Source organism: Exiguobacterium sp. MH3, from assembly GCF_000496635.1.
Taxonomy (GTDB): domain Bacteria; phylum Bacillota; class Bacilli; order Exiguobacteriales; family Exiguobacteriaceae; genus Exiguobacterium_A; species Exiguobacterium_A indicum.
Genome location: NC_022794.1, coordinates 2,936,223 through 2,952,948 on the forward strand (window position 1 = coordinate 2,936,223; position 16,726 = coordinate 2,952,948).

Sequence of the window (16,726 nt, forward strand, 5' to 3'; positions counted from 1 at the left end):
GCAGTGGACGCTTCCGGTATTCCTCTCTAAAATAGAGAGTGGAATGAAAGGGGAGATTAACATGGCAGCAAAAGATAATTCATTTGATATCGTGTCACAAATCAACATCGAGGAAGTCAAGAACGCCGTCCAGATCGCATTGAAGGAAATCACGAACCGCTTCGACTTCAAAGGTTCAAAGAGCGACATGAAGCTCGAAAAAGAGGATTTGATTCTAATCTCAGATGACGATTTCAAACTCGATCAAGTCAAAGATGTCTTAACAGCAAAATTGATCAAGCGCGAAGTTCCGACCAAAAACCTGCAGTACGAAAAAGTCGAACAGGCTGCTGGGAATACGGTTCGCCAACGTGTCATCCTTAAGAGCGGGATTGATCGTGACGATGCGAAAAAGATCAACAATGCCGTCAAGGAATCGAAATTAAAAGTGAAGACACAAATCCAAGATGATCAAATCCGTGTCACAGGTAAATCACGTGACGACCTACAACAAGTCATGCAAATCGTTCGTGAACTTCCGTTATCGGTCGATGTTCAGTTCATTAACTTCCGTTAATCCACTCACGTCAAATTAGCTGAACGTTTTTGTTCAGTCCATCAAACAAAAAGGGGAGGTGCTTTCTGGATTGTATCCAAAAAGTACCTCCCTTCATTTATATCGTTGCTTACTGCGCTGTATAACCACCATCGAGAACGACAGCTTGACCCGTGACACCTGCCGCTTTGTCACTTGCAAGGAAAATAGCGTAATCCGCGATTTCTTTGACTTGGAGTAACCGTTGTTGCGGAACAAGTGGATAGATGACCTCTTCTAGTACACGTTCGAGCGGTACATTCCGTGTTTCAGCGAGCGAAGACAATTGGTTTTGGACGAGTGGTGTATCGACATATCCTGGGCAAATCGCGTTGACCGTGATACCCGAAGTTGCCCCTTCTAATGCTGCGACTTTCGTTAAACCGATGACGCCGTGTTTCGCACTGTTATAAGCAGCTTTCCCTGCAAAACCAATCAATCCGTTGATCGATGACATGTTCAAGATCCGTCCAGAGCCTTGTTTTTTCATGATCGGGAAGACATATTTCGTATAGAGGAATGGTGCACGAAGCATGATGCTTTGAAGCAAGTCGAATTTCTCAGTCGAGAACTCTTCGATTGGTGAGACGTGTTGCATTCCCGCGTTGTTGATGACGATATCAATCGTTCCGTAATGTGCGACCGTCTGATCGATACTTGATTTGATTGCCTCTTCACTTGTCACATCACCTGCGACAGCAAACGCATCGAAGCCTTTTTCACGAAGCGTTTCAGCAGAGCGTTTTGCAGCTTCTTCCTGAAGATCGACGATGACGACCTTCGCACCTTCTTGAGCGAATTCTTCAGCGATCTCAAGACCGATTCCGCTTGCTGCTCCTGTAATTAACGCGACTTTTCCTTCGAGTTGTTTCATCATGATGGATTCCTTCTTTCTTTATCTTTACGTGTTCGGTCTCTTTACTGTACGCTGATTGAAAGAATAATAAAAATGAATACTTGTTATGACATCTATAACTCAAAAGAATAGGAGAATACTAATGGATTTCCGCCAACTGGAATACTTTACGGAAGTGGCACGCTTCAAAAGCTTCACTCGTGCCGCTGAACATCTCCACGTCACGCAACCGACGCTTAGTAAAATGGTCCGTCACTTAGAAGAAGAACTTGAGATGGAATTGTTCGACCGGAGCAAACGACAAATCGTCCTGACGGATGCCGGCGAGACCTTATTGATTGAAGGTGAAAAGATTCTGCGACAGTTATCTGATCTGCCTTCTCATCTCTATGATGTCATGCATCTGACGAAGGGAACGATTCGTCTCGGCGTACCCCCACTAATTGGTTCGCTGTTTTTCCCAGGTCTACTGCGTCGCTTCGAAGAGATGTATCCGATGATTCAAATCGAATTAATCGAAGCCGGTGGACATGCGTTAGAAAAAGCGGTCGTCGCCGGTGAAGTCGATTTGATCGCAACGGTGCTGCCTTCGGATGATCATTTAACGACACACCCCTTCATTGAAGAAGAACTCCATTTATTCTTACCGAGTGATCATCCACTCGCTGATCGGTCGATGATTGCGTTAGAAGAAGTTTCCGACATGCCGTTCGTCTTGTTCAACGAAACGTTCTCACTCCACGATGTTGTCTTGAACGCCTGCCAAGATGCCGGATTTACGCCTAACGTGTCTCGGGTGAGCTCGCAGTGGGACTTCTTATGTTTACTTGTCGCAGAAGGAAATACCGTGACCGTCCTTCCGCGTTCGATCGCGGATCGCTTTTCGATTCGTGGCGTCAAAACGATCCCACTTGAAACACGAGTCCCGTGGCACTTAGGAATCGCCGTTCCAACCGGTCGCTACCAATCGTACGTGACGCGGAAATGGATTCAATTCGTCAGCGATATGTATTCCAAATAAGCATACCTTTCATAAAAACCATGTATTTGTAGAATGGAAATTCTTCCTTTACGATGAGAACATCGTTAAAAAAGAAAGGAAGTCCTTTACCATGGCAACTCATTTTGAATCACGTCACGAAACAGGCGTTAAAAAACTCAGCGAATTCACAGACGCAAACGCTGCACAATCGACGCATGACAAAATCTCTGAATCCCTGAAAGATATCGCTCCAGCAGTCGGTGAGTGGATCACGGATTTCGCATACGGTGAAGTTTACAGCCGTGATGGTCTCGTCAATCGTGACCGCGCAATCGTGACGATTGCTTCCCTCGTCACACAAGGTACAGAACCACAGCTCGCTCTCCACATCAATACTGGATTGACAGCTGGTTTGACAGGAAACGAAATCGTCGAAGCTATCATGCATCTTGTTCCTTACACTGGATTCCCACGTGTCTTGAACGCACTCGAAGTCGCAAAAGTCGTCTTCGCAGAACGTGGCGTCACAGTCGAAACAGAATAAGATACGCATGACTTGATTGAAAAAAGATGGGCATGACGCATTTTCGGGTATCTCCTTAACAAAGGAGTGGTCGATCATGCGTTATGCCCTTTTTGCGGATCTTCACAGTTCAGTAGCCGACACATCGGCTGTCCTAGCTGACATACGGCGGATCGCTCCCGATGCGCATTTGTTTTGTCTCGGTGATGTTCATGAATGCCATGTCGGTAAAAAGCGAGCGAAGCGCTATTCTTTTGAATCGCTCTCCCTCGTCGTGACGCTCGATGATGATTTTATAGAGCTGATTGATTTTAAGACGTTACTGGGTAATCAAGAAGAGCGCATCCTGTCTCTCGTTCCACCACATCTGTCTCCTGTCATCGATGCATTACGCGATTGCCCTCGAAAACAACGGATCGAGGGGGCGTTATTGATTCATGGAGATCAACTCAGTTGGTCGCGGGATTTTCTACCCGACCTGTCACAACAACGCGAACCGTTACTCTTTTTTGGTCATAGTCATATCAGAGGTTTGTTTCGAAATGGTATCGCCAAATCGAGCCCACTAGGTCAAACTTTATCCATCAAAGGAAAACGATATGCCGTCAATCTGGGTCCCGTCGTCTTCGAACGAGAATGGTGTCTTTACGATTCAGAGCAACAAACGATCGTATTCTATCAGGCGAAGTAAGAGGATACGACAAAAGCCGTCGGGCACAGGGCTCGACGGCTTTTGTTCATGCATCTTATTGATCAGAGATAACGGACAAGCGATGCCTTGACGACATCCACTTGTGTGAAGTTCATCTCTTCCGCGAATGTTTCGATGACTTGACGGACATCCCCTTGACGACGTACGAAGCTTGTCGGGACTGGTGTCGTACCGACAAGTTGCTCATGCAGACTCGTCAATCGATGATCATCGATGATCGTCGTCATCAAATCAAGGAACAGGAGAACATGCAGACGGTTCAAATAATCCCATGGTTTGTCTTCCGAACGGAATTCATTACGAGCGAGCCATTTTTTCAATCCGATCGCATCGATTTGACTCAACGTCTCTGTCGTACGTGCCGACTTCCAAAGCGTCAACAGTTCACCCAGTTTTTTTCGTGTCTGTTTCTTACGCATGAAGAATTCAAAATTATCTTTCGTCCGTAATGCGTCTCCTTCAATCGGAGCAATCAAATCGGCTTCCGGCGCCGTCACGAAATCGTGAACGAAATCGACAGACTCTCCCGGTAACCAAGCAGCGACTTTCCCGTGAAAATCAGCTATAAAGGCGACCGTTTCTGCCAAAGGCTCCTGCTTCATCTGTGAAGCAGCTTGCTGTAATCGTTCTTTCGTCTCAGTCTTCATAATCTACCTCTTCTTATTCGTGGATTGGTCTTACATTTCTTCTGGAGCGCCGACACCGAGTAAACGAAGACCCTCTGTCAAGACGATCGTGACCGACTTGACGAGTGCAAGACGCGATTGTTTTGCTGCGTCATCTTCGAGAACACGGACGTGTCCGTAGTATTTATTGAAGCTTTGTGCAAGATCTAAGACGTAGCGGCTGATGATTGATGGCTCGCGACGTGTGAACGCGCGATCGATGACCGTCGAGAATTGGTTTAGCATCGAGACGACACCCCATGCATGATCATCGGCACTACCAGCGAATGGTGTGCCATCATAGCCACCTTTACGGAGCAACGAGTGCGCACGGGCATTCGTGTACTGGACATACGGTCCTGTTTCGCCTTCGAATTTCAACATCTGCTCAAGATCGAACTCGATGTTGTTCATCCGTTCGTTCTTCAAGTCGTGGAAGATGACGGCGCCGACACCGACTTGACGAGCCGTGGCTTCGGCATTCGCTAAGTTCGGATTTTTTTCCGCGATGTTTTGCTTCGCAACGTCGATCGCTTCTTGTAGTACTTCTTCAAGTAAGACGATCCGACCTTTACGCGTCGACATTTTCTTTCCGTCCTTCATGATCAGACCGAACGGCACATGGTGCATTCCGTCGACGTTCTCAAATCCAAGTTTCTTCAAGACTGCGAACAATTGCTTGAAGTGAAGCGCTTGTTCCCCACCGACGACGTAGAACGCTTGCTCAAAGCGGTACGTTTCGAGACGATAGACAGCAGCTGCTAAGTCACGTGTCGCATAAAGCGTTGCGCCATCTTTCTTTTTAATCAAAGCAGGTGGCATACCTTCTGCTTCGAGGTCGACGACCATTGCCCCTTCTGATTCGACGAGGAGATCTTTTTCTTCGAGCAAATCGATGACGTGTTGCATCTTATCGTTGTAGAAGGCTTCTCCGTTCAAGCTATCGAATTTAACACCGAGCATCTCATAGACACGGTTAAACTCGACGAGTGAGACTTCACGGAACCACGTCCAAAGCGTCGTTGCCTGCTCATCACCTTGTTCGAGTTTTTTGAACCAGAGACGTCCTTCATCCTCAAGTGCCGGATTTGTTTCCGCTTCTTCGTGGAACCGGACGTATAATTTCAACAATTCCTTGATTGGTTCTGCACGGACCGCTTCTTCCTCACCCCACATCGTGTAAGCCACCATCAATTTCCCGAACTGTGTTCCCCAGTCCCCTAAGTGGTTGACACCGACGACGTCGTACCCTTTTTTACGTGAGATTTGGTTGAGCGCGTTCCCGATGACCGTCGAACGCAAGTGCCCCATCGAGAAGGGTTTCGCGATGTTTGGTGATGAAAAATCAGTGACGATCGTTTTTCCATTCGCTTCACTTGATCCGAACGCCTCTTGCTCCGTCAGGACTTGGTTGACGATTTCTTGCGAGACGACTTCCCGGTTCAAGAAGACGTTGATGTAAGGACCAACAGCTTGAACGTTCGAGAACAACGGCGCGTCAATTTTTTCTGCGAGCTCCGAAGCAATCATGTTCGGTGCTTTACGGAATGCTTTAGCGAGCATGAAACATGGGAATGCCAGATCTCCATGATCTTCATGTTTCGGTTGCTCGATCAGTTGTTCGATTTGTTCAACCGATAAGGCACCTTCCATGACGTGATGTAATACTTCTGCATACTGCGCTTTATAACTCATCTTTATTTCCTCCTGCTTTACTGATTTTTTGGCAATAAAAAACGCCCCTTGCGCCACGCGCAAAGAGACGGAATGACCGCGGTACCACTCTTCTTGGTGTCACTCGACACCCACCTTGTTCGGGGATAACGGGGTTCCCCCGGCTACGCCTTTTCCATCAGGAATCGGGCAGCGTCTCAGAAGTGCGTTTCACGACCGGTTCGTCCTCAGGCTTCCACCATTCCCTGATTCGCTAGTTGACGAATATCAACCGTTACTCTCTTCATCATCGACTGTATTCGATATCTTTCACATTATACGCAATTCTTTCTTTTCTCTCAACCTTATTTTTTTGGTAAATGGCTCATCAAAATTTCCACAATTCGGGTATAGGAATAAAAGATACTTCTCAGGGGGAGGGATGTTTCATGCGCTACTACCAACATGTAGCCCGGACGAGCTGGATCGTCTTCGGTCTCGTCGCCTTGACATTATTAGTGATCGGCATCGTTCATCCACCAACCTTCCATCCTTCTGTCTCCATCATCAACACTCTTTATTTATTCGGACTCGTTCTCCTGTTTCAGTTCGATAATGTCCGTCGTGGTGGCATTTACTATACATTCCAAGAAGGCATCATCTTATTTTTATTCCTCAATTACGGTTTAACGTACGCCTTGATTTTAAGCCAAGTCGGTATTCTCGTCTTTCAATTCATGTCTCACCGAAAAGCGATTCGTTGGAAACGTTTCGTTTATCTCTACCCGATCAACGCCTTGTTCGATTTAGTCTACATCTCGCTTCCGGCCTTTGCGTATTATGCGCTCGGCGGACCAATCGGCTCAAACTTTACGTATACGAAAGCCTTACTCCCTTTCATCGGCTTTTTGATCACCGTCTTCCTTGTCTCTTACTTCCAATGTCTATTCGTCAATCGCTTCCTCTACTTGAAATACGACTGGCAACGTCTCGTAAAGCTTCAGTCCCTCGTCTACGGGATTAGCATGTTAAGTGCTCTACTTGGAATCTGGTTCTACGATGAAAGTCCGCTCGTCGCGGCTACAGTTTCCGTCTTGATTCTCTTTTTGTTCAAACGTCTGTTGCAAGAGCGTGGTGACTCCCTTGAAGCAAACGATAATGCTAAGCGATTTGATGATGCGAAGGAACACTTGTTGATTTCCCGCTTCGAGCGCGAGACGATCGATTCGTTGCTCCTCGATTTACCGCATCTATTGCCGTTTTCTGAAGGTTGGATCTCGATTCAACAACAGCGGAAACAAGTCATCTATAACATCCGGACGAAACAACCGATCGACGTGTTACCACTGTTTCATTCCTTGTCAGCCGACGATTTGCATACCCCAATCATCTATGGTCTTCGTTGTGACTGGGGAAACGATATTCAGATCGGATTGCCTGTCGATCGTCACTCGATGCTAGCGATTCCTTCGATTACGAGCGGAGAGGTCGATGTTTCGATCATCCTATTCCATCAAGTCGCAGACGCCTATGATGCGACAAATGCCGACGAATTATCTCGTTTGCTCCGTATCTTTTGTCGCGTCTTAGAACGCTCACGTGAAACGGTCCAACTCTATACGGAAAGTCGGACCGATGCCTTGACCGAATTACCGAATAGTCGTGCTTTTTATGAACACGGTCGGCAGGAATTTGCGGCTGACTGCTATCCGCTCTCCGTGATCCTGTTCGATATCGATCATTTCAAACGTGTCAATGATACGTACGGTCATAAAGTGGGCGATCTCGTCCTTCGTGAACTCGGTCGACGTATCCAGGCGATCCAATTGCAATATGATGATGTCTTTGCTGCTCGTTATGGTGGGGAGGAATTCGTACTTCTGTTGCGAAATGGTAGTCAAGAGGCTGCTATCCAGATTGCCGAGACAGTCCGCCATGCGGTCATGGATCGTCCCTTCCTCGTCGATGGTCACCGACTTTCCTTAACCGTCAGCCTCGGAATTGATACAGTGGAGGAAAGATATCAACGGACGTTCGAAGAATCGTTACGTCAAGCCGACCATGCACTCTATGTCGGCGGAAAACACAATGGACGCAATTGTACCGCGCATTATGCAAACCTTTGAAAGGTCGTGACTCTATTGTCGATTACGGAAATTGAAATGACGCTACCGACATCACAAACTCACCGGACGATTCGGATTCATCGTCCGCCCCATTTGGATCCTTCTGAAGCGTTACCAGTGATTTATATGCACGATGGACAAAACGTCTTCAGTGGAGAAACCGCCTCGTTCGGAAAAGGCTGGGAGATTCATCTTGCGCTACAACAGACACAGATTCCGGCAATGGTCGTCGCGATCGACAGTCCAGAAGACGGAATGGATCGTTACGATGACTACGCTCCTTGGAGTGATGAAGCTTTATTGATGCGGACTGCTTATCCTTCGTACCGGAAATCAATCGGGGGAAACGGTAAGGTCTACATGGACTGGATCATCCGCGAGTTAAAACCATACATTGATGCCAACTACGCGACACGCCCTGACGATACGACGATGATCGGCAGCTCGATGGGTGGCATCATCTCGCTTTATGGATTATTCGCATATCCGGAAGTCATCACGCGCGTCGCTGCCCTGTCGACGGCCGGATGGGCAAACTTCTCCTCACTCCTTGAATTCATCGAGCGCAGTCCGTCGCTGTCTACTGCCCATCGCTGTTATATGGATGTCGGGACAAAAGAAGTGAGTGGTCCGATGACCGAAACGGATTATTTACACACAAATGATGTCTTAGCGCGAGCGGTCGAACAGAAACTTACTCAAAGTCGCTATACGATCATCCCGGAAGCGATTCATCATGAAACCGCTTGGGCGAAACGTTTACCGGATGTTTTGCGTTTCTTGTTTCCTTCCTCGTGAATACACAAAAAGCCGGGCGATTTCTACTAAAGAAATCCTCCGGCTTTTTACGCGTGCCTTATACTAATTCTTCTTGTTGCTCTTTTTCATAACGGTTGCGCGGATGCTCCCGGCATTCATCGGAACACGAACGCATGACTTTTGGTTCGCATTCTTCACAGCAGAAGTGCTGTCGATTACATTCCGGGTTTGCACAATTAACGTAGCGTGTCTCCGGTTTTCCACAGTAGTAACATTCTGAGACGACAGAAGGATTGACGGCATTGACAGGAACTTGTACACGTTCATCAAAGACGTATAGTTCGCCTTCCCAGTCTTCTCCTTGCGTCTGTTCATCTTTTCCGTACATGACGACTCCGCCTTTAAGGTGGAAGATATCATCACTCTGTTGCCGTTTACGGAAGTACGCCGTGAATTTTTCACAACGAACGCCACCCGTACAGTATGTGAGAACCTTTTTCCCTTCAAACAAATGCTCGTTCTCGTCAAGCCACTCTGGGAATTCCCGTGAAGCATCGACATCCACTTTTACAGCATTCTTGAAGTGTCCGAGGTCGTATTCATAGTTGTTGCGTACATCGAGAATGACGACGTCATCTTGTTTCATCATTTCTTTCCACTCTGCTGGTTCAAGATACGCAGCGTGTTCTTCTGGTACGTTGAATTCATCCTCAAAACGCCATGTGACGAGTTCTTTTTTGTAACGGACGAACGTCTTTTTGAAGGCGTGCTCTTCGACTTCATCGATTTTGAATTCGATGTCAGCGAATCGTGGATCCGCCGTCAAGTCCTTCATGTATTGTTCCGTTTGTTCGACCGTTCCAGAGAGTGTGCCGTTGATTCCTTCTGGTGCGATCAAAATCCGACCTTTGATACCGAGCTCTTTACAGTAAGCAAGATGCTCTTTCGTTAGCTGTTCCGCATTTTCGATCGGAACATACTTATAAAATAATAGTACGCGATAAGGTTTCATATTCCTCATTAGCCCCCATGTCAGTTTTTTGCAGTAAAACGAACGTTGGCAAACGAAGCGTCTAGCTATTGACTAGCTGGGAACGCCTGCAAAACGCACCCATTTAAGTATAATACCAACTCCCTTTCGAATGTACAATCTACAATTCCTGAATCCCTTTCAAGGAATTTCATTCCCTTTCTCAATCAGAAAGAGGTAAAATAAAACACAGTAGTACATCTCGCAAGGAGGATTCCGAATGCTCCATACACTTCGTGACTGGATCGAGCAGATGATTTTCTTTCTCCAAGACTTACCTGGAGGAGCTGCCACCGGTTTGATTGCCCCGTTTCTTGAGTCTCTATTTCCTTTCCTGCCACTCGTCCTGATCATTTCCGCGAATGCGGCAACCTATGGTTTTGGTATGGGTGTTCTCGTATCATGGGTCGGGAGCATGCTTGGATCACTCGTTGTCTTCGCTTGTATTCGATATCTATTTCGTCGTCCGGTCACGCGTTGGCTTGAAAAACACCATGCCGCGCAACAGTGGATCGAACGTGTTCGTCACATGAGTCCCATCTCACTCGGATTCTTTTTCTCGCTTCCGTTCATGCCTGCGTTCATCATCACGTCCATTTCCGCCATGATTCAACTATCGCTGCGGACGTATTTGATTGCTGCTGGTGCCGGTCGTCTGATCGTCGTCATCATCTTCTCGCTGATCGGAAAGGAATGGTCCACGTTCCTTGAACGTCCGATGCGTCTTGTCCTTCTATTTTTGATTTTACTCGCCATCTGGGGAGTCAGTCGCGGGACGGAAGAATGGTTGAAGCGTCGTGCGCTCTCAAAACGTGCGGATCATTTACGGGAAATCGAAGATAAGATCGAACGTCCATCTGAAAAATGACTCAAGCCTGTCTATGATTCCATAGACAGGCTTTTTAAGCTGTTCTCATTTTTCAGTGACTAGGTCTTTTGAATCATTTTCCAATGTAATTAATATATAAAAATAACGTTCAAACAATGTTCAATATTGCAAACGCTTACATTAAATTGGTATGACCAATATTAATATAATAATGAGCTTTTCCTTATAAAAATTAGGATAGCTTTTCCAGAAACGACATCCTTATAATGAATTTACATTCATTCCTTAAAGGAGGCGGCCTCATGCATCAAGTGTCCGAAGTTCAAAAAAATGAAGCGACTCAATCCGCTCCAGCAATCGTCGAGAGTGCTACCTTTCAACAATTGATGCGTCAAAAGAATGGCTTCATTCTTCCAGCCATCAGTTTCTGTCTTATTTTTTATTTTACGCTTCCGATTTTGACAAGCTACTTTACGATTTTAAATCAGCCGGTATTCGGTGATATTACGGGTGCTTGGATCTTCGCTTTTGCTCAGTTCATCATGACGTGGACGTTCTGCATGATGTATAGCAAAAAAGCACGTGCCTTTGATCGACTCGTCGAACAAATCAAGGAGGAGTCGAAATGAATTATACTGCCGTTGCTTTATTTGCGGCGATCGTCGGTTTGACGCTCGTCATTACATACTTTGCTGCCCGTAAAACAAAAACAGCTAACGATTTTTATACAGCGGATGGCGGTCTCACTGGTGCGCAAAACGGGATGGCGATTGCCGGCGACTATATGTCCGCTGCCTCGTTCCTCGGAATTGCCGGGATGATTGCCTTAGCTGGATTCGACGGATTCTTCTACTCGATCGGCTTCCTCGTTGCCTATCTCGTTGTCTTGTATCTCGTTGCCGAACCACTTCGGAACCTCGGGAAATACACGATGGCGGATATGATCGCTGCTCGTTTTAACGCATCAAAAGTTCGTGGAGTTGCTGCCATGAACTCAATCGCGATCTCGATTTTCTATATGATTGCCCAACTCGTTGGTGCGGGTGCCTTGATTGAATTGTTATTAGGAATTCCTTACACGACAAGTGTCATCATCGTTGGTATCTTGATGACCGTCTACGTCGTCTTCGGTGGTATGACAGCGACCTCATGGGTCCAAATCATCAAAGCGATCCTCTTGATGGCAGGAACAGCTGTCATTTCGTTCATGGTATTCGCCAAGTTCGATTTTTCGATCTTCAAGATGTTTGCAGAAGTCAAACAAGCGACACCGCTCGGTGATTCATTCTTGAATCCCGGAAACAAGTTCAAATTACCGCTCGATACGATTTCATTGAATCTCGCACTCGTTCTCGGAACGGCTGGATTACCACATATCTTGATTCGTTTCTTTACTGTTAAGGATGCTCCGACTGCTCGTAAATCCGTCGTATATGCGACGTGGATCATCGGTGCCTTTTATATCTTGACGATCTTCCTCGGCTTTGGTGCCGCTGCTTTCGTCGGTTCTGAAGATATCATTGCTGCCAATGCTGCTGGTAACATGGCGGCACCACTTCTCGCCCAAGCGCTCGGTGGTGATTTACTCTTTGCGTTCGTCGCTGCAGTCGCCTTTGCGACGATCCTCGCCGTTGTTGCAGGACTCGTCTTATCCGCAGCATCCGCCTTTGCCCATGACTTCTACAGTCATATTCTACGTAAAGGACAAGCAACGGAAAAAGAACAGATGACGGCAGCACGACTCGCGTCCATCGCCGTCGCTTTGATTTCGATGGTACTGGCATTGTTCGCACAAACGATGAACGTCGCATTTCTCGTTTCGCTTGCCTTTGCTGTCGCGGCAAGTGCCAACTTGCCAGTCATTCTCTTGACGATTTTCTGGCGCCGTTTCAATACTGGCGGAGCTGTCACAGGTATGGTCGTCGGGTTATTCTCTTCACTGATTCTCGTCGCACTCAGTCCAAATCTTTGGGCAGTCGACGGTTCAGCCTTGTTCGTCGGGGAAGCCCTCTTCCCGCTGACGAATCCAGGAATCGTCTCTATCCCACTTGGCTTCCTCGGAGCCATCGTCGGGACATTGTTGACGAAATCGAACGAAGTTGCCGGTAACTTCGAACGTATCTTAGTCAAGGCCAATACCGGTATCGATGCTGCTGCAGAAGTCGCCGCGTCAAAAGAATAAGTTCCCCTTAACGGCTCCTTCAACCCCCTTGAAGGAGCCGTCCCCTTTTACATTCTTCTCGTTCATTGCCATACTAAGTGAAGAATAGAGAAGAAAAAGAAAGGAAGACTGTACATGGATCTCGCTTTTTATTATTTCTTAATCCTCGGATTTTTCATTGGAATCATCTCCGGCTTTTTCGGAATCGGTGGCGGTATCATCTTGACGCCTCTACTACTCATTTTAGGATATGCTCCAAGCGTTGCGATCGCGACCAGTCTCATGTTGACTCTCGGATCAACGGTTTCAGGTACGATCTCTCACTTACGCCTTAAAAATGTCGTCTGGCGCGATAGTCTTGTCGTCGGGGGCGTTGGAATCATCGGTTCGACGATCGCGACACCACTCGTCCTTCGTTTAGAGGAAGTCAACGGTGCCCATCTCGTCATCTCAATCGTTTATATCGGACTCTTACTCTACTTCGCGAATAAGTTCTTACGTCCAAAAGCAACGACCGGTGAACAGACGGGTTGGAAAAATCGATATCTTGCTCTTGCCTTCACTGGTCTGTTCGCTGGATTCATCTCTTCGCTTCTCGGTGTCAGCGGTGGATTCATCATCACACCGTTACTCGTCGGGATCGTTGGCTATGAGTTGAAACGTGCAGTCGGAACGAGTATTGCTTCTGCGTTACTGATCGTCCTATCGGGTCTCGTCAACTATACGGTCGCGAGCACGAATATCGATATCCTCGTCGGGATCATGCTGATTGTCGGCGCCTTGCTCGGAGCACCGATTGGCGCGAAGCAGTTGACGCATTTCGAAAGTCCGTTCGTCAAAAAGTACCTCGGTATCTTCTATTTGACGGTTGCGGTCAGTGTGTTACTCGAGATCATCGGCTGGAACGTCGCTTCACTCTCCGTTCTCGTTGCGCTTAGTTTGATTTTCTTACTGACACTCCTCATCTACAGCCGTCGTCGAACGAATGGATGAATCGTCTCATCAGAAAAGCGGTGATGCCCCTATCAGGCATCACCGCTTTTTTCCGTTAAGCCACTCGTTTGTGACCGGCTCGTTCATAGTCTCTCGTTTGTTCAATGACTAAGTGCGACAAGAACAACATTCCAACCAAGTTCGGAATCATCATCAGCCCGTTCGCGATATCTGCGACAAGCCACAACGGTTCTAATTGCGCGACCGCACCATAACAGGCTGCGAGCGCAAAGAAAACACGATATCCTTCGTTGAAACGTGTCGTGCCGCTCAAGTACTCCAAGCACTTCTCTCCATAGACATACCAACCGATGATCGTTGAATAACCGAAGAAGAAGACGGAGAAGGCGACAGTCCATTCTCCAAATGATCCAAGGACACTCGCAAAGGCGGTTGCTGTCAGTGCTGCCCCGGAAAGATTCGCATCATGCGTCATACCTGAATGTAGCCCGCCTGACGGATCCCAAAAGCCTGTCGTCAGAAGGACGAGTGCCGTCATCGTACAAACGATCAAGGTCACGATGAAGGTACTCGTCATCGAAATCAATCCCTGTTCGACCGGACGCTCACTTTTCGCAGATCCGGCAATCAAGGCTGCTGTCCCAAGTCCTGCTTCGTTCGTGAAAATACCACGTGCTACACCGACTTGCATCGCCATCATGATCGATACACCGGTGAAGGCTCCTGCAGGCGCAAGCGGCTGGAAGGCGTACTCAAAGATTAAACCAAAGGCTGGTAGAATCTGATCCGCCTTCAATATTAAAAGGACACAAGCGGCACCGATATAAAGTAAGCTCATGATCGGAACAAAGATCGTCGAGATCGCACTGACGCGTTCAAGTCCACCACGAATCGATACATAGACCGCAATCGCGAGCAGAATGCCGAACAATAGCAGCGGCACACGGAACGATTGCTCAAGCACCGTTGCCATCGCATTCGCTTGAACCGTGTTCCCGACACCAAACGATGCGATCAAACCAAATACTGCAAACAGGATGGCGAGTAGTTTAAATTTAGGTCCTAGTCCCTTCTCGATATAATACATCGGTCCACTGACGGCTTCGCCGCGTTCATTTCGACTTCTAAAGAGAATGGCAAGGAGGCTTTCTGCATATTTCGTCGCCATTCCAATTAAACCGATGACCCACATCCAAAAAACTGCGCCCGGTCCGCCCATCGTCAAGGCGACTGCGATCCCTGCGATGTTTCCGTTTCCGATCGTCGCCGCGAGGGACGTCATCAACATCTGAAAGCTACTGATTTCACCTTCACCTTGCCCTGATTTTTGAACAGATAATTGAAACGCTTGTTTTAAACGTCGAAACTGAAGACCACGTAATCGGATCGTAAAGTATACTCCTGTTCCTACCAACAACATCATACTCGGAATCCCCCAGACCCAAGCCGATATCAGACGTAATACTTCCATGCTATTTCATCCTCTCTCTCTTTTCCGAGGCTTACCGTAGCATGTAGTTGTGTTTTCTTACAATACAAAAGAATACTTTTTGTGATTTTACACAACAGAAGATATACTAAAACTATCGAGCGAAAGAGAAAGAAGGGAAATCCCATGTTAGAAGCTTCATATCATTCCTTAGACGACTTAGCAGAAGCGATCGGTATTGCCTTGAATGCCCCGATTACGATTGAAGATCGCAATCACCGCCTTCTTGCGTATAGTACGCATACGGCTGATACAGACCCTGCCCGTGTCGCAACGATCATTGGTCGCCGGGTACCGGAATCGGTCATCGACCAACTCTGGAAAGACGAAGTCATCCAGAGCCTTGCTACACAAGATGATCCACTCATTATTTCCGCACGCACGGATGTCGGATTGAACGATCGTGTCGCCATTGCAATCAAGCAAGATTCAGAAATTCTCGGCTATATTTGGTCGATTGCTCGAAGCACTCCTTTTACTCCATCGGAACTAGCGGATTTAAAGAAAGGAGCATTGCTTGCCCAACGTCAGTTACTGGCGATCGACATGCAGAAAAAACGGAAGGAAGAGCAAACGGAACAGTTTTTCTTCGAGTTATTACATGAAGAATTATCCGAATCGGAGATTCTGAAGATGTTCTCTAAGCTCCATGTCGCACCACCCGGTATTAGCCGTTTGACGGTCATTCGTTTTTCGGAAGCAATCACACCGCGTCTCGCCGATCGCCTGCGCTATTTATTGACGATTCAGCAGACGGTTCGTCCGTTACTTTATGCGTATGATGAGACGGATTTCATCTTGTGGATCAGCACAAACGACCGCGACGCAGAACAAGAACGTCTGCAGTTCGACGCCTTCATCCAGTCGTTTCGACAATTACTCGCGGAGCGGTTCGATTATACGGACTTCGTCGCAGCAAGTAGTGAAGTCTTCACGGGCGTCCAAGCGATTCCGGAGCGCTATGAAGAAGCTGGCATCGTCTTACGTTTAAAGGACGCCTTTCCATTTGAGCTGAAGAACGTCACTCGTTACGAACGCCTCGGCTTATTCCAGCTCTTACCGATTTTCTCGGAGCGTCTGCGACGGCGGACGGTTCGCTTGGAAGAAATCGAACGTCTGCGTGCTTACGATTTGAAACATGCCTCCTCCTTATGTGAGACGCTAGAGTGGTTTCTTCATTATGATGGGAACGTCAAACAAGTCGCTTCCCATCTCCATGTTCATCCGAATACGATCCTTTATCGGATGCGACGGATCGAGGAGGAAGCGGGCATTCGAATGGAATCTTTACCTGAACGCTCCTTACTTTATTTGTACCTAAAAGCAGACCGATATCCTTTGTGATTTTACACAAAGGATATCGGTTATTTTTGAAAACGCCGATAAAGTAGAACGCTTTCATTTCTCGTATAC

Annotated in this window: 16 protein-coding genes and 1 other annotated feature; of the genes, 11 read left to right on the plus strand and 5 right to left on the minus strand. The window is 47.3% G+C overall.

From position 1 onward, the window contains the following. Nucleotides 1-61: 61 nt before the first annotated feature. Entirely contained in the window at nt 62-556 is a 495-nt protein-coding gene (locus tag U719_RS15245; RefSeq protein ID WP_023469671.1) for a YajQ family cyclic di-GMP-binding protein, read from the plus strand. Nucleotides 557-665: 109 nt separating this feature from the next. On the opposite strand, the gene U719_RS15250 is transcribed toward U719_RS15245, so the two are convergent. Further along, nucleotides 666-1,451, minus strand: a complete 786-nt coding sequence (locus tag U719_RS15250; RefSeq protein WP_023469672.1) for a 3-hydroxybutyrate dehydrogenase — start codon at nt 1,449-1,451, stop codon at nt 666-668. A gap of 121 nt (nt 1,452-1,572) precedes the next feature. Between U719_RS15250 and U719_RS15255 the strand changes: the two genes are divergently transcribed. The 3 genes from U719_RS15255 to U719_RS15265 all read left to right on the plus strand — a co-directional run bounded on the left by U719_RS15255 (nt 1,573) and on the right by U719_RS15265 (nt 3,626). Further along, nucleotides 1,573-2,451, plus strand: a complete 879-nt coding sequence (locus U719_RS15255) for a LysR family transcriptional regulator (protein WP_023469673.1) — start codon at nt 1,573-1,575, stop codon at nt 2,449-2,451. A gap of 91 nt (nt 2,452-2,542) precedes the next feature. Continuing rightward, nucleotides 2,543-2,956: a carboxymuconolactone decarboxylase family protein gene (locus tag U719_RS15260; RefSeq protein WP_023469674.1), complete on the plus strand. Its 414-nt coding sequence runs from the start codon at nt 2,543-2,545 to the stop codon at nt 2,954-2,956. Between the two features lie 76 nt (nt 2,957-3,032). Next, nucleotides 3,033-3,626 carry a metallophosphoesterase gene (locus U719_RS15265; protein WP_023469675.1) on the plus strand — a complete coding sequence of 198 codons (594 nt, stop codon included), beginning with the start codon at nt 3,033-3,035 and terminating at the stop codon, nt 3,624-3,626. A 62-nt stretch (nt 3,627-3,688) separates the two neighbouring features. Here the strand turns inward: U719_RS15265 and U719_RS15270 are convergent, their stop codons facing one another. Both U719_RS15270 and argS read right to left on the minus strand, forming a co-directional pair. Beyond that, nucleotides 3,689-4,294 (minus strand): hypothetical protein, encoded by a 606-nt coding sequence (locus tag U719_RS15270; protein ID WP_023469676.1) that lies wholly within the window; start codon nt 4,292-4,294, stop codon nt 3,689-3,691. 30 nt (nt 4,295-4,324) lie between these two features. After that, on the minus strand, nt 4,325-6,007 hold the full coding sequence (gene argS, locus U719_RS15275) for an arginine--tRNA ligase (protein WP_023469677.1): 1,683 nt from the start codon (nt 6,005-6,007) through the stop codon (nt 4,325-4,327). Nucleotides 6,008-6,067: 60 nt separating this feature from the next. Beyond that, nucleotides 6,068-6,285 (minus strand) — a binding site (T-box leader). A 129-nt stretch (nt 6,286-6,414) separates the two neighbouring features. Here argS and U719_RS15280 point away from each other — a divergent pair. Both U719_RS15280 and U719_RS15285 read left to right on the plus strand, forming a co-directional pair. Beyond that, the gene (locus tag U719_RS15280; RefSeq protein WP_023469678.1) at nt 6,415-8,091 is read left to right on the plus strand and encodes a GGDEF domain-containing protein; all 1,677 of its coding nucleotides are present in this window, start codon (nt 6,415-6,417) and stop codon (nt 8,089-8,091) included. A gap of 36 nt (nt 8,092-8,127) precedes the next feature. Continuing rightward, complete coding sequence (locus tag U719_RS15285) at nt 8,128-8,889, plus strand: alpha/beta hydrolase (protein WP_235147605.1); 762 nt, start codon at nt 8,128-8,130, stop codon at nt 8,887-8,889. Nucleotides 8,890-8,947: 58 nt separating this feature from the next. Here U719_RS15285 and U719_RS15290 read toward each other — a convergent pair whose 3' ends face one another. Continuing rightward, nucleotides 8,948-9,862 (minus strand): rhodanese-related sulfurtransferase, encoded by a 915-nt coding sequence (locus tag U719_RS15290; RefSeq protein WP_023469680.1) that lies wholly within the window; start codon nt 9,860-9,862, stop codon nt 8,948-8,950. A gap of 238 nt (nt 9,863-10,100) precedes the next feature. On the opposite strand from U719_RS15290, the gene U719_RS15295 reads away from it, so the two are divergent. From U719_RS15295 to U719_RS15310, 4 genes are all read left to right on the plus strand, one after another. Beyond that, complete coding sequence (locus U719_RS15295; protein WP_023469681.1) at nt 10,101-10,748, plus strand: TVP38/TMEM64 family protein; 648 nt, start codon at nt 10,101-10,103, stop codon at nt 10,746-10,748. A gap of 263 nt (nt 10,749-11,011) precedes the next feature. Further along, complete coding sequence (locus U719_RS15300; RefSeq protein WP_023469682.1) at nt 11,012-11,338, plus strand: DUF485 domain-containing protein; 327 nt, start codon at nt 11,012-11,014, stop codon at nt 11,336-11,338. After that, nucleotides 11,335-12,891 carry a cation acetate symporter gene (locus U719_RS15305; protein ID WP_023469683.1) on the plus strand — a complete coding sequence of 519 codons (1,557 nt, stop codon included), beginning with the start codon at nt 11,335-11,337 and terminating at the stop codon, nt 12,889-12,891. The genes U719_RS15300 and U719_RS15305 overlap by 4 nt, the downstream gene beginning before the upstream one ends. A gap of 114 nt (nt 12,892-13,005) precedes the next feature. Next, entirely contained in the window at nt 13,006-13,863 is an 858-nt protein-coding gene (locus U719_RS15310; RefSeq protein WP_023469684.1) for a sulfite exporter TauE/SafE family protein, read from the plus strand. Nucleotides 13,864-13,918: 55 nt separating this feature from the next. On the opposite strand, the gene U719_RS15315 is transcribed toward U719_RS15310, so the two are convergent. Then, the gene (locus tag U719_RS15315; protein WP_023469685.1) at nt 13,919-15,295 is read right to left on the minus strand and encodes a sodium:alanine symporter family protein; all 1,377 of its coding nucleotides are present in this window, start codon (nt 15,293-15,295) and stop codon (nt 13,919-13,921) included. Nucleotides 15,296-15,439: 144 nt separating this feature from the next. Here U719_RS15315 and U719_RS15320 point away from each other — a divergent pair, with 144 nt between their 5' ends. After that, nucleotides 15,440-16,657: a CdaR family transcriptional regulator gene (locus tag U719_RS15320; RefSeq protein ID WP_023469686.1), complete on the plus strand. Its 1,218-nt coding sequence runs from the start codon at nt 15,440-15,442 to the stop codon at nt 16,655-16,657. The last annotated feature ends 69 nt before the right edge of the window (nt 16,658-16,726 follow it).